Source organism: Deltaproteobacteria bacterium, assembly GCA_016709225.1.
In the GTDB taxonomy this organism is placed as follows: domain Bacteria; phylum Myxococcota_A; class Polyangia; order Nannocystales; family Nannocystaceae; genus Xiheibacterium; species Xiheibacterium phototrophicum.
Window position 1 is genome coordinate 2630355 of the sequence record JADJEE010000012.1, and the last position, 12854, is coordinate 2643208.

General features: G+C 71.2%; 9 protein-coding genes. 6 read left to right on the top strand and 3 right to left on the bottom strand.

Going from position 1 to position 12854, the window contains the following annotated elements:
• Positions 1-3 precede the first annotated feature (3 nt).
• From IPH07_35855 to IPH07_35875, 5 genes are all read left to right on the top strand, one after another.
• Positions 4-1599, top strand: a complete 1596-nt coding sequence (locus tag IPH07_35855; GenBank protein MBK6922818.1) for a hypothetical protein — start codon at positions 4-6, stop codon at positions 1597-1599.
• Positions 1600-1752: 153 nt separating this feature from the next.
• A complete protein-coding gene (locus IPH07_35860; GenBank protein MBK6922819.1) occupies positions 1753-3138 on the top strand; it encodes a cytochrome P450 in 1386 nt (461 codons plus the stop codon).
• 80 nt (positions 3139-3218) lie between these two features.
• Positions 3219-5678: a VCBS repeat-containing protein gene (locus IPH07_35865; protein MBK6922820.1), complete on the top strand. Its 2460-nt coding sequence runs from the start codon at positions 3219-3221 to the stop codon at positions 5676-5678.
• 5 nt (positions 5679-5683) lie between these two features.
• Positions 5684-6511 carry a hypothetical protein gene (locus IPH07_35870; protein MBK6922821.1) on the top strand — a complete coding sequence of 276 codons (828 nt, stop codon included), beginning with the start codon at positions 5684-5686 and terminating at the stop codon, positions 6509-6511.
• Between the two features lie 8 nt (positions 6512-6519).
• The gene (locus IPH07_35875) at positions 6520-7155 is read left to right on the top strand and encodes a TetR family transcriptional regulator (protein ID MBK6922822.1); all 636 of its coding nucleotides are present in this window, start codon (positions 6520-6522) and stop codon (positions 7153-7155) included.
• Between the two features lie 14 nt (positions 7156-7169).
• Here IPH07_35875 and IPH07_35880 read toward each other — a convergent pair whose 3' ends face one another.
• Positions 7170-7544: a CBS domain-containing protein gene (locus IPH07_35880; protein ID MBK6922823.1), complete on the bottom strand. Its 375-nt coding sequence runs from the start codon at positions 7542-7544 to the stop codon at positions 7170-7172.
• Positions 7545-7817: 273 nt separating this feature from the next.
• Here IPH07_35880 and IPH07_35885 point away from each other — a divergent pair, with 273 nt between their 5' ends.
• Positions 7818-8132, top strand: coding sequence for a hypothetical protein (locus IPH07_35885; GenBank protein ID MBK6922824.1), 315 nt, complete (start codon positions 7818-7820; stop codon positions 8130-8132).
• A 76-nt stretch (positions 8133-8208) separates the two neighbouring features.
• Here IPH07_35885 and IPH07_35890 read toward each other — a convergent pair whose 3' ends face one another.
• Together IPH07_35890 and IPH07_35895 are read right to left on the bottom strand one after the other, a co-directional pair.
• Positions 8209-9705 carry a phosphodiester glycosidase family protein gene (locus IPH07_35890; GenBank protein MBK6922825.1) on the bottom strand — a complete coding sequence of 499 codons (1497 nt, stop codon included), beginning with the start codon at positions 9703-9705 and terminating at the stop codon, positions 8209-8211.
• On the bottom strand, positions 9702-12770 hold the full coding sequence (locus IPH07_35895) for a tetratricopeptide repeat protein (GenBank protein MBK6922826.1): 3069 nt from the start codon (positions 12768-12770) through the stop codon (positions 9702-9704). Before IPH07_35895 ends, IPH07_35890 begins: the two co-directional genes overlap by 4 nt.
• Between the last annotated feature and the right edge of the window lie 84 nt (positions 12771-12854).

The following is a 12854-nucleotide window of genomic DNA, read 5'->3' on the forward strand; positions in this document are numbered from 1 at the left end:
CGCATGGCGAACGTGCGGCAGTGGCTCGCGTTCCTGGGTCTGACGGCGGCCAGCGGTTGCTTCGACCCCGAGACCCACGCGCGCGGGCAGGGCGAGACCTCCTCGGGCGATGCGTCGACCACCACCGACGGTGGGCACGAGGGCACCGCCTCGCCCTCGACGTCGACCACACCCTCCACGACCGGTGTCGAGCCCACCGACACCGCGCAGGACAGCAGCAGCGATGGCGGCTGCAGCGGGGTCGACTGCCCGTGCCTCGACGACGCGACCTGCGATCGCGGCCTGGTCTGTCGCGAGGCCGCGTGCGCCGAGGTCGTGTGCGGCGACATGCTGGTCGAGGGCCAGGAGCAGTGCGACGACGGAGCGCGCGTCGATGGTGACGGCTGCGACGCAGACTGCAGCCTGACCGAGCTGATCTGGATCGACACCTCCTATCGCAACACCTGCGTCGGCATCGAGGGCGGCCGCGTGCGTTGTTGGGGGCAGGGCGCGCTGGGGCAGAACGGCTACGCCACCACCGACACGGTCGGCGACGACGAGTACCCCGCGGCGCAGGCCGACCTCATGCTGCCGGGCGCGGCGATCGCAGGCTCGCTGGGCGATTCGCACGCGTGCACGCTGCTCGAGCCAGTGGGCATCCGCTGCTGGGGGGGCAACGGCGGCGCGCAGCTCGGGCTCGGCAACCTCGACGGTGTCGGCGACGACGAATACCCGTCGATGCCGACGCCGATGGCGTTCGACAGCGACCCCGTGCAGATCGCCGCCGGCGGTGCGCACACGTGCGTGCGACTGCAGAGCGGTGACGTGCACTGTTGGGGCTCCGGCTTCGGCGGCGCGCTGGGCTACGGCAATGGCAACACCATCGGCGACGACGAGACCGGTGACAGCACCGAAGCGGTGATGCTCGGCGCAGCGACGGTCTGGGTCAGCACGGGCGTCTCGCACACCTGCGCGGTGCTCGACGACGGTGACGTGCGGTGCTGGGGCGGCAACGGCGGCGGGCAATGTGGCTTCGGCGTGCTCGACACGATCGGCGACGACGAGCAGCCGGTCGCCGTCGCGGCGCTTTCGTTCGACGAAGACGCGCTCGAGGTCTCGGCCGGCTACGCCCTCACGTGCGCACGGTTCGACGGCGGCGACGTGCGGTGCTGGGGCGGCAACGCCAGCGGCGAGCTCGGGCAGGGCAACCTCGTGGTGGTCGGCGACGACGAACCCGCGACCGATCTCCCGCCGATCCTGCTCGGCGCTGCGGCGACCCACGTGAGCGTCGGTGACAACCACGCGTGCGCGCAGCTCGAGGGTGGCGTGGTGCGGTGCTGGGGTGCGAACTACGACGGCCAGCTCGGCCTCGCGAACACCATGAACGTCGGCGATGACGAGGTGCCCTCGACGGTCGCGGCGGTCGACCTCGGCACCGCGAGCGTGACGGCGCTCGATGCCGGGGGCAACCACACCTGCGCGATCCTCGAGCGACATCGCCTCAAGTGCTGGGGTCGCAACGCCGACGGCCAGCTCGGCCTCGGGCACATCGACAACATCGGGGACGACGAGACCCCTGCGATGGCGCCGGATGTGCCAGTGCTGGTCGCGCCCCGCTGACCGGGCGTACGCCGCCCCGAAAACCTGAGCGGCCACCCCGCACACGGGTCTCGATCCCGCCGCGGCGCCCACCCTGCGGGAGGCCTCCGGCGGGCCCAGCCGCGCTCCAAACGCGAGTTTACAAATCTGAGCGATCGCTCAGATTTGAGTCCCATGCAGGTCACCGTCGCCAGCACGCAGCGCGAGCCCCCCCGAATGAACCGTCGACATCCGCTCGGGGTCTGGTCGCAGCTGCGCGAGGATCCGCTGCGGTTCCTGACCGACGCCGGCCATCGTCACGGTGACGTCGTGGCGTTCCGCGTGGGTCCGGTGCAGGCGATGTTGTTGCGTCACCCCGACGCGATCAAGCACGTGTTGGTCGACAACAATCACAACTACGACAAGCGCACGCGTGGCTACGACGTGCTGCGTCAGTTCCTCGGCAATGGTCTGCTGACGAGCGACGGCGACTTCTGGCGTCGCCAGCGTCGCATCGCCCAGCCCGCGTTCCATCGTCGTCGCATCGCGGGCTTCGCCGAGACCATGATCACCGACACGCTCGAGATGCTCGAGCACTGGCAGGACGCCGCCACGCTCGGTCGCTCGATCGACATGGCCCACGAGATGATGGCGCTGACCCTGCGCATCGTCGGCAAGACCCTGCTGTCGACCGACGTGGCCGATCGCGCCGACCAGGTCGGCAACGCGGTCACGGTGCTGAACGAGTGGGCCGACCGCGCGCTCGACAGCCTGCTGCCGATCGGCTTCCCCACGCTCGCGACCATGCGGGCACGCGAGTCGTCACGACGGCTCGATCGCGTGATCAACGACATCATCGCGCGACGACGCGCCGGAGAGCAGGCCGAGGATCTGTTGGGCATGTTGATGGAGGCGCGCGACGCCGAGACCGGCGAGGGCATGACCGACCGGCAGCTGCGCGACGAGGTCACCACGATGTTCCTCGCCGGCCACGAGACCACCGCCAATGCGCTCGCGTGGACCTTCTACGTGCTGTCGACCCACCCCGAGGTCGAGCGTCGCGTGCGGACCGAGCTCGACGAGGTGCTGGGTGGCCGGCCGCCGACGCTCGACGATCTGCCGTCGTTGCCGTTCCTCCTGCAGGTGTTGAAGGAGTCGATGCGGCTGTATCCCCCGGCCTGGATCATCGATCGACACGCGATCGGCGAGGACGAGGTGCTCGGCTACCGCGTTCGCAAGGACACGCTCGTGCTCATCTCGCCCTATGTGACGCACCGGCACCCCGCCTTCTGGCCCAACCCCGAGGGCTTCGACCCCGAGCGGTTCACGGCCGAGCGGGAGGAGGCGCGACCCCGCTACGCCTACTTCCCGTTCGGCGGCGGTCCCCGTCAGTGCATCGGCAACGGCTTCGCGATGATGGAGGCGCAGCTCATCGTGGCCTGCGTGCTCCAGCGATTCCGGCCGTGGTTGGTGCCGGGACACCCGGTGCGCCCAGAGCCGCTCATCACGCTGCGGCCACGCTTCGGCCTGCGGATGGGTCTGCAGGCGGTGCGGGGGCGCGCGCCCACGGGCGACCGGTGACGGGGCTGCGTCGAGAACGCGCACGCGAGCTCCCGGCCGGCGCGTTTCGGCGCCGGTAGAAAATCTCGAGATCGGGCGTCATGCAGAAGGCCGATGCGAGAAAGACCATGCAGCCTCGAAGTATGCGTCGGGTAGTTTCCTGCTTGGCTTGGGGGTTGGCGTGCGCGTGCGCAGTGCCCGGGTGCTTTCGGCCGGACGACGCGCTGCGCGGTCAGCCGTGCACCTCGGACCGCTCGTGTGGTGGGCTCGCTTGCGAGTTCGGCGTGTGCGGCGGACCGACCCGCTGCACCGCGGGCGCCGGGGTCGGGGACTACTGCTTCGTGCTGCAGGAGGCCAGCTTCGACGCGGGTCCGGCCCCCGCGACGCTGACGGTCGCGCTGGTCGACGGCGATGCCCGACCCGATCTCGTGATCGGCGGAGCGGACGGCTCGCTCACGCTGCTGCGCAACGACGGCGCTGGCGGCTTCGCGGCGCCGCGAACGTCGAGCTCGCTCGGCGCCGAGGTCCGCGACCTCACCGTGGGTCGCGTCGACGGCAGCGGCTGGGCGGACATCGTCGCGACGACCTCGACCGGCGGCGTGTGGCTGGTGCGAACCGGCCCGGGCGACGACGGTGCCGGGGTGTTCGAGGTGCCGGTGTCGATCGCCGAGGGCCTCGACGAGCCCCTGCGTCCGCAGATCGGCGCGTTCGTCGACGACCCCGCCGGCCGGGCCGATGTCGCCGTGCTCGTGCGCGGTGGCATCGACGTGCGCGAGCAGGTCGACCCGCAGACCTTCTCGAAGCCGAACCAGGACACCTTCGTGGCGAGGCCGACCGACATCCGCGCGTTCGGCCAGACCATGGACATCGTCTACGTCGGCTCCCACGACGCCGCCGAGCTCGAGACCCTCGCGCGCAATCCCAACGGCGCGTTCACGCCACGCATGCCGATCCCGACCGGCGCGCCCGCGCAGCGCTTCCTGATCGAAGACCTCACCGACGACAAGTACGCCGACGTGCTGGCGGCCGGCAGCGACGGGGCGCTGTGGTTGTCGCGCGGCAAGAGCATCCAGCTCGACAAGGCCGCCAAGCCGGTCGCGGTCTACGACCTCGGGTGGTCGCCGTCGTTGCTCGCCTCGGGCGCGCTGGACGACGACGTCGATCGCGAGATCATCGTCGCTGGTGGGCCGCGGGCCGACCTCGCGGACATCTACCTGTTCGACAACGACGGCGACGGAGGGCTCGTCTACGGCGGTGCGCTCGGGCTCGGCGACGCGATCGCCTCGGCGTCGGCGGATCTCGACGGCGACGGCGTGACCGAGCTCGTCGCCATCGACGGTGCCGACGCGCGCGTCCGCGTCGCGCGGCGCACGGTCGCGCCGCCGACCCACGGGGGCGAGACCACCGGCAGCGTCGAGACCACCGGCGTCGTGAGCACCACGCAGGGTGCCACCTCGTCGCAGGAGTCGACCGCGGGCACCCTGCCGCCGCCGCCGACCACCGGCGTCGACACCGAAGGCCAGGAGTGCTGGTTCTTGCTGGCCGAGCGCTGCCTGTTGCCGGCGTCGGTGCTCGCAGGTCTGCCGGTCGGCGGCGAGCTGCTCGTTGAAGATCTCTCGGGCGACGGCGCCGCCGATCTCGTCGTCGCGCTCGAGGGCGGGTTCGTCGGCTACAACGGCATCCCGGCCGCGTTCCCGCTCTCGTTCGATGCGATGTCGTCCTTCGGTGACGCGGTGATGACCGGTGTTCCCGCGGCGCTGGCCATCCGCTACGGCAGCGAGATCCAGGAGGGCGCTCCCGAGGGCCCCTCCTCGAACCGCCTGCTCATCGGCCACGCCGGCGGCGTGCTGCAGTGGCAGGACGGCAGCGTGACCTCGCGGGCGGCCGCCGGCGTCACCGCGTTGACCACCGGCTACCTCTACTACGGGCTCGATGCGTTCGCCTCGATGCCGGTGGCGTACCTCGACGACGCGGGCTTGAGCGTCGTCGACGAACTCGGGCAGGGCGTCGCCGACACCGTCGCGCTCGAAGGTCGTGCGCTCGCGTACGCGTACGAATCCACCACGACCCTGTTCGTCGCCACCGACCAGGGCGTGCAGCGCTTCGCGATCGAAGGCCCCGGCAGCGGTCTCGAACCGCTCGAGTCGCTGAACGTTGGGGTGCCCATCGTCGACCTCGCCGCGGATCCATGGTCGGGCATCCTCGCGTACACCGACGGCACGACGTTGTTCGCCTCGCTCTACGGGCAGGAGCTGCCCGTATTCGGCGGGTTCACCGGCGGCAGCGAGATCCTGTTCGGCGACATCGACGGTGATTTCCTCCGCGAGGTGTTCGTCCGCACAGAGCAGGGTGGCGGCGTCTCCGTCATCTACGTCTTTCGACTCGACGAGAACCTGGAGGCGCTGAACCTCAGCGATCAGCTGATCGTCGCGAGCGATTGGCAGGTGGTGCTGGTGCCGGCGCAGCAGTACGAGCCCGGTCGCCCCGACGACCTCTTGGTGTATCTGCCCGACCCCGAGGCGCCGGGTTTTGCGGTCGTCGTATCGATGGTGGCGATCTGAGGCCGATGATGCTCACGACCGTACTCAGCCTCGCGTTGATCTTCGCCCCCGTCGCCCCCGTCGAGGGCGTCGACACTCCCGTGGAGGATCCGATGACCTCCGCGCAGGCGCTCTACCAGGCGGGCGTGGCCAGCTACGAGACCTTCGACTACCAGGAGGCGATCGAGAAGTGGACGGATGCATACGCGCTGCTGCCGCAGACCCCGGAGACCGCGGCGACGCGGAACTCGTTGGTCTACAACATCGCGCGCGCGCAGGAGAAGGCGTTCGCACAGGATCACGACGTCGCGCGGCTGCGGCGGGCGATCGCATTGCTCGAGCGCTACCATGCGGACGCCGAGGCCTCCGGTGTCGCGGACGCCACCGAGCTCGCCGATGTCCGTACGCGGATCGCCGAGCTCGAGGCGGCGGTCGACGCGGCGCAGGCCGAGCGCGAACCGGTCCGGCCCCCACCGACGCCGGGCGCCGACGGCGAGCGATCGCGACGGGGGCGAGCTTCGATTGCGACCGGCTCCGTGCTGATGGTGCTCGGCGTGGGCGCGGTGGTCGGTGGTGTGGTCGCGGGCACGCGGATGTCGAGTTCGGCGCGCCGCACACTGCCTGGCCTCGATCAGCTTGGCGACGAGCAAGCCCGCGCCGACGCCTTGGCGAGGGGGCACCGCGGTGACGTCGTCACGATCGCGAGCGCCGTCGCCGGCGGAGTCGTCGCCCTGAGCGGCACCGTGTTGTTGGCGATCGGCGCCAAGCGACGCGGTCGTCCTTCGAGCCGAAGTGCCTTCACCCCGATGCCCGCCACCCGCGGCGCCGCCTTGACTTGGACGCTTGCCTTCTAGAGGAACCCATGAGCATCGCCACCGAGAACGTTCGCAAGCTACCCAAGCAGGCCCGCGCTCAGGCCACCGTCGAGGCGATTCTCACCGCCACCGCCGAGGTACTCACGGAGCACGGCTATGAGGGCGCGACGACCAATGCCATCGCGCGGCGGGCCGGTGTGAGCATCGGCTCGCTGTACCAGTACTTCCCGCACAAGGAGGCGCTGGTCACCGCGTTGTGTGACCGTCACATGCAGGAGATGACGGCGCTCGTGGTCGGCGAGGTCGCTGCGCTGCGCGGGCTGCCGCTGGCCCACGCGATTCGAGCGCTGATCCGCACGCTGCTGCGCGCACACAACGTCGCGCCGCGACTGCATCGTGTGCTCATCGAGCAGGTGCCGCGCATCGCCGGGTTCGATCGCATCGCGCAGGTCGATCGGATGATCGTCGAGCTCATCCGCCGCGAACTCGAGCGTCGCGACGAGGCGTTGCGCCCCGCGGATCTCGAGCTCGCCGGCTTCATCCTCGTGCACAGCGTGCAGGCAATCACCCACGCCGCGATCCTCGATCGCCCAGACGCGCTCGACGACGATGCGCTGTGCGAGGAGACCGCGGCGTTGGTGCTGCGCTACCTGCTGGCCGATCCGCAGCCGCAGCCGGTCTAGCGGCAGTCGGACGACTACGCCAGCGTGGTGTGCAGCATCTCTGCGAACGCCTGGCAGGCATCGACGGTGGTGAAGACGCCGACCACGTGGTGATGATCGACGACCACGGCCGAGCCGTACTTGTGCCGGGCCATCTCCTTCACGACCTCGTCGAGCGGAGCGTCGGGTGGCACCCGGTAGACGTCTTCGGTCATCGCCTCGGAGACGAGTACCTTGGCCGGGTCGACGTCCTTCAGCGTCTCCACGAGGTGGAGATCGCCGTCGGAGAGCACGCCGACCAGGGTCTCGGCGCGCAGCACCGGGAGGTGCCGGATCCGGAACTTGCGCATCACCTCGTGGGCGTGGGCCATCGTCTGGTCGGCGCCGATCGTATGCGGCGACGTGGTCATGAACTTGCGAACCTCGGGGATGGCGCGGTGCTTGGACATCGGAGTGGGCCCCACGAGTGCAGCGGTCATGCCACACCAGAACTGCCGCAATGGCCGCCCTACGACGCGACGGAGCGCGCAGGAGCGCGCAGGGTTTTCCGCGCTTCGCAGCTTCTGCGCGTCCGCGGCGCGTCGACTTCACGGCCGCTTTACCGGCTCGCGTCGACCGATCGGAGTCACTCGCTCGTCGATGTGCATGGAGCCGGCGTGCTCCGGAGGAGCGAAGCAGAACCCATGCGCATCGATGTCGAGACCTTCCTGACGCTGACCGTGCTGATGGGCACTGGCGTTGCGGTCGGCGTCGGTGTGATGACCGCCCGCGTGAACGTCGACGATGTGTCGGCGGCCGCGAGCGACGAGCCGGCCGCGGCGCCGACCGACGATGCCCCCGTCGACGAAGCGTCGCCGCCCGCCGTGGTGACGCCGGCGCCCACGGTGACGCCGGTGGTGCCGGCGGGCCCTCCCCTCGAGCCGCCGATCATCCCGGATCCCGAGTACGACAGCCCCGACGGCGCCCACGCGGTGCCGGGCCCCGACGTCGAAGGCTAGTGGGCGACACGAGGAGGCGACGTACCCCAGGGGCGTCGACGCACCCGCGAGCGGTCGCTTCGCGGGTGCGCTCGCATCAACGCCGGTGCATGCACAAGGCGGTGTAGACCGGCCGGATCGCTGGATCGGTCGCGCCCTCGCCGACCACCTCGGTGCTCGGCAGATCGAGCGTCCGACCCTCGAGCACCATGCGCTTCGACGAGCCGCCGTCGAGGTTGAGCACGCGCTCGCAGCCGAGCGCGAGCAGCAGCGCGCCGGCGCCCGCGAGCGTCATGCCCAGGGCCCGCTCGAAGTTGCGGCCGTCGACGGCCGCGAAGATCAGCGACGCCGCTCGCGTGCCCACCACCATGCGCGGGAGCAGGTTCTGATCGCCGGTCTCGTCCTGCGAGAAGGTCACCGGCGGTGCCGTGCCCCAGAAGTCCTCGCGGCGCAGCTCCGTCAGGACGGCGGGATGGCCGGCGTCGCCGAGCATCGGCCCGCCGGCCATCGCGGTCGCCACCGCGACCGATCGCGGGGGCAATGTGCACGAGACGCGATCACCGATGCGCACGTCGACGTCGCCGATGGGGATCACCGCGCCGTTGAGCGGAACCTGCGGGGCGATGCCGACGGCGACCACGTGGTCGCCGACGATGGCCATGCAGCGGCGCGCCGGACCGACCTCGGCGTGCGCGCGGTTGACCGCGCCCTCGACCCGCAGCTGCCAGCCACGGTGCCCCTGCAGGACGCAGCCGTCGAGACCGACACGCTCGATCGCGACCCCACCGTCGCGATCGATCACGAGTGCGCCACGGGCGAACACCGGGGGCGCCGCGACCACGCCATCGCGCACCAACAAGCCCACCGGATCGTGACGACGCGACGGCGGCGCGATGTCGGGTTCGGAGTAGAGGAAGAACCCGCCGGAGGTCGCTGCCACGGCACCTTCGCCGGCGACCGTCTGCGCGAACGACTCGCCGGCGTCCACGCGTGTGCGGCAGTCCAGCGCGCGGACCTCGATGCGGCGTGGATCGACCTGCAGCAGGTTCACGTGCGTCGGACCCTCGGCGAAGCGGCCGTCGAGCACCGCGTGGTGCAGGCCCGGAACCACCCCGCGCCACTGCAGCGCCGCGAGGGCGTTCGCATACGACGGCGAGCACGCGTCGGCGTCGTGGTGGGCGAGCCGACAGCCGTGGCTGTAGTAGTAGTCCGCGAGCGCGCGCACCCGCGACGCGTGGGGTCGCGTCGCGCGGAGAATGCCCGCCAAGCGCATGCGCAAGCCCACGCGCAGCACCCGAGCGGGGGCGCTCGGGCGGGCGTCGAGGAAACCGTCGACCGCGCGTAGGCGTCGGGTGAACAGCTCGGCCTGCGCCCGATCGACGTCGAGCGAGAGATCCTCGATCAACTGCGCCGGCTCGATCGGCGCGCACGCACGCTCGAGCGCTTCGAAGCTCCCGGGTGAGGCCGGCTCGGGCGGCGCCGGTGGACCACCGCGGGGGAACGGCGCTGCGAAGGCGCGCAGGACAGCCGCGGTCTCGACTCCCGCGATGGTGGCGATGTGCGCGACGCAGCAGTCGATCCAGCTCGCGCTCACGGATGGGCCTCGAGCCACGCCTCGATGCCGTCGACGTCGCTGGCATCCACGGGCTTGCGGGTCTTCACGGTCGCGAGCGCGGTGCGAGCCAGCTCCCTGGCGCGCTCGCGATCACGGTGCGTCGGCGAATCCCACAGCGCACGGGCGAGGGCGAACTGCGATTGGCCGAGCGCGCTCGCGTCGCCGACTTTGCCAGTGAGGATCGCGATCGCATGCTCGGCGTGGGGGATGGCGTCGTCGGGGCGAAGGGCGGCGAGCAGGACATCGGCGAGCAGGCGCTCGCTGAGGCCGACCTTGAAGTGCTCTGGGCCCAACGCGGCCAGGCGCACGTCGAGTGCCTCCTGGGCGAACTCGATCGCCTCGCTCGCGCGCTGGAGCGCGAGCAGCTCGGCGGCGAGGCCACCGCTGTAGAACGCCACCTGCGGGTGACGCTTGCCCAGGCTCGCGAGCACGACCTCGCGGGCCTGTCGGAATCCCGCGGCGGCCGCGTCGTGCCGCCCGTCCTCGGCGTCACACAGCGCCAGGTTGCCGAGCGCGCTGGCGTACTCGGAGTCACCGTCGCCGAAGGCGAGGCGGGCGATCGCCAGCTCGCGCTGCGCGTGGACGCGGGCCTCGTCGATGCGTCCGAGCTCGCGCAGCGCCCCCGCGATATTGTGGTGCGACGCCGCATTGCTGGGATGATCCACGCCGAGCGCGGCCTCGCGGATCGCCAGCCCGCGTCGCATCGGCGTGAGCGCGGCCTCGAGATCGCCGGACTCTGCCAACAGTGCACCGAGGTTGTCGTTCGCGGCGGCGGCATTGGGGTGCAGCTCGCCATACTCGCGCTCGATCAATGTCCGCGCGCGCTCGAAGGCCTCGCGCGCGGGTTCCATGCGATCCTGCGCGGCCAACACCTCGCCCAAGGTGCCGAGCGGCAACCCGAGGCTGGCATGGTCGGCGCCGAAGCTCTCCTCGCGGAGCTTCACCGACGCACGCGCGTGTACCTCGGCGGTCTCGAGCTCACCGTGCTGCAGGTAGGCGACAGCGATCGTCCGCTCGAGCTCGGCCGCGAGCTCTGGATCGCCGCCCATGCGCTCGAGCGCGCCCTTGCCGTGGGCGTACCAGCGATCGGCTTCGATGAGCGGGCGGCTCGCCTGCGTGCTCACCCATAGCAGGCCGATCGACGCCCGCACGACCACCTCCGCATCCCCGCTGGCGAGCGAGGCCGAGAGCGCCTCGTGGTAGCTGCGCTCGGCGGATTCCGTCTCGCCGCCGAGATCGTACGCGACTGCCACCAGGTGCCGGGCGAAGGCCTCGCCGCGGGCATAGCCGGCCGACTTCGTGCGCTCGATCAGCGCGGTGGCCTCGGTGCGCGCGGCCGCCAGCGCAGAGGCATCGATCAGCACCTTGGCCCGTGCCAGGGCCGCGTCGAGCGAGCGTCGCGTCTCGGGATCGATGGTCGCATCGACCGAGCCCTCTCGCGCCATCAGCCGCTCGAGGTCGCCGCACACGTCGAGTGCGGGCAGGTTGTCGGCGGCATCGATGGCGCGCTCGAGGGTGGCGGCATCGCCGGACGCCAGCAGCTCGCCCAGCGCGGCGAGTGCGTCGCGACGCCGCTCGAGGCAGGTCATCTGCAGCGCCAACACGGCCTGCGGTCGCGCGCCCTCGACCTCGTCGCGGCAGGCCTGGGTCTGCATCGCGAGCCACTGCTCGGCGTAGGGATCGAGCTTGCGCGCGACGTGGTCGTAGCCATCCGTGGCCCACGCGGCCCCGGCGGCTTCGAACCGCCGACGCACGGCGTCGCGACGGCCGTCGTCCCACACGTCGTCGAGCTTGTCGCGGACATCCTGGCAGTACGCGGCCGCGCGGGGCTGCTCGTGCTGCTGGTAGGCGAGCGTCGCGGCGCCGACGACGATTGCGGGCACGCCGACGATCGCCGCCTGTCGCCATCGTCGCCACGGATCGTGGGCGAGCGACTGCAGCAGCGCGTCCATCGAGGGGTATCGTTCCTCGCGGCGAACCGCGAGACCGCGCAAGAGGGCGCGCCGCAACCATCGCGGCACGGCGGCCTTCACCGATGGCGGTCGCACCGCGCCGTCGGACACGTTGGCGATGAGCTCGGAGAGCACCCGGCCGGCGAAGGGGCGCTCGCCATAGAGGCCCTCATAGGCGGCGATGCAGAAGCTGAACTGATCGGCCAAGGCGTCGCTACGCTCGCCGGCGAGCTGCTCCGGTGCCATGTACGCCGGCGTGCCGACCAGCGCGCCGGTCTGCGTGAGTGCAATCCCGAGCACCTTCTGGCTGCTGTTGCCGCCGACGGTCGCGAACGCGTCGGTGCGACCCGCGGCCGGCCGGGCCAGGCCGAAGTCGGTGACCAGCACGCGGCCGTCCTTGCCGATGAGCACGTTGTCGGGCTTGAAGTCGCGGTGCACCAGGCCTGCCGCGTGCGCGGCCGCGAGTCCGCGGCCGGCGGCCAATACCACCGTCATCACCTCTCGCCACGTCCGTGGCCGCTCGCGCAGCCAGCCCGAGAGCGTGGTGCCGTCGATGAACTCCATCGCGACGAACACCTGCCCGTCGATGGTACCGACGTCGTGCACGGTGATGACGTTGGCGTGGGAGAGCTTCGCCATCGCCTGCGCCTCGCGCAGCAGTCGCGCGCGTTGATCGGCGAGCTCCTTCGGGCCCGATCCGCCGGGCGCGCTGCGCATGAGCTTGATCGCGACCTTGCGATCGAGCTCGGGATCGTAGGCCGCGAACACGACGCCCATGCCGCCCGCGCCCACGCGCGACAGCACCACGTAGCGGCCGAGCTTCGAGCCCTCGTGCAGCCCGGCGACGAACACGTCGTCCTTGCGGGTCTTGCCGGCCGTGCCGGTCATGGGCGAGGTCTCGACCAAGGTCTCGCCGCCGCCGAAGGTGCCGGCGTCGGCATCGACTGGGAGCTGGAAGATGCGTGCGAGCTCGCCGACCACCTGCAGGCACGCGGCGCAGCCGTCGAGGTGGCGCTCGATCACGACGCGGAGCTCGTCGTCGACCTCGCCGCGCACGAAGTCCACCACGACGTTCTCCTCGGGGCACTCCATGCGCGACGATCGACCCTGCCACGGACGACCTCGCGGGGGAAGGCGTGCGGCGGGCGGCGCGGCTCGCCGCCGTCGCAACGGCTC

Bases quoted from the DNA above. Each gene is read 5' to 3' on its own strand.
- IPH07_35895 (MBK6922826.1), bottom strand. From the start codon at position 12,770: ATGGAGTGCCCCGAGGAGAACGTCGTGGTGGACTTCGTGCGCGGCGAG.
- IPH07_35865 (MBK6922820.1), top strand. From the start codon at position 3,219: ATGCAGAAGGCCGATGCGAGAAAGACCATGCAGCCTCGAAGTATGCGT.
- IPH07_35870 (MBK6922821.1), top strand. From the start codon at position 5,684: ATGATGCTCACGACCGTACTCAGCCTCGCGTTGATCTTCGCCCCCGTC.
- IPH07_35860 (MBK6922819.1), top strand. From the start codon at position 1,753: ATGCAGGTCACCGTCGCCAGCACGCAGCGCGAGCCCCCCCGAATGAAC.
- IPH07_35875 (MBK6922822.1), top strand. From the start codon at position 6,520: ATGAGCATCGCCACCGAGAACGTTCGCAAGCTACCCAAGCAGGCCCGC.
- IPH07_35855 (MBK6922818.1), top strand. From the start codon at position 4: ATGGCGAACGTGCGGCAGTGGCTCGCGTTCCTGGGTCTGACGGCGGCC.
- IPH07_35885 (MBK6922824.1), top strand. From the start codon at position 7,818: ATGCGCATCGATGTCGAGACCTTCCTGACGCTGACCGTGCTGATGGGC.
- IPH07_35880 (MBK6922823.1), bottom strand. From the start codon at position 7,544: ATGACCACGTCGCCGCATACGATCGGCGCCGACCAGACGATGGCCCAC.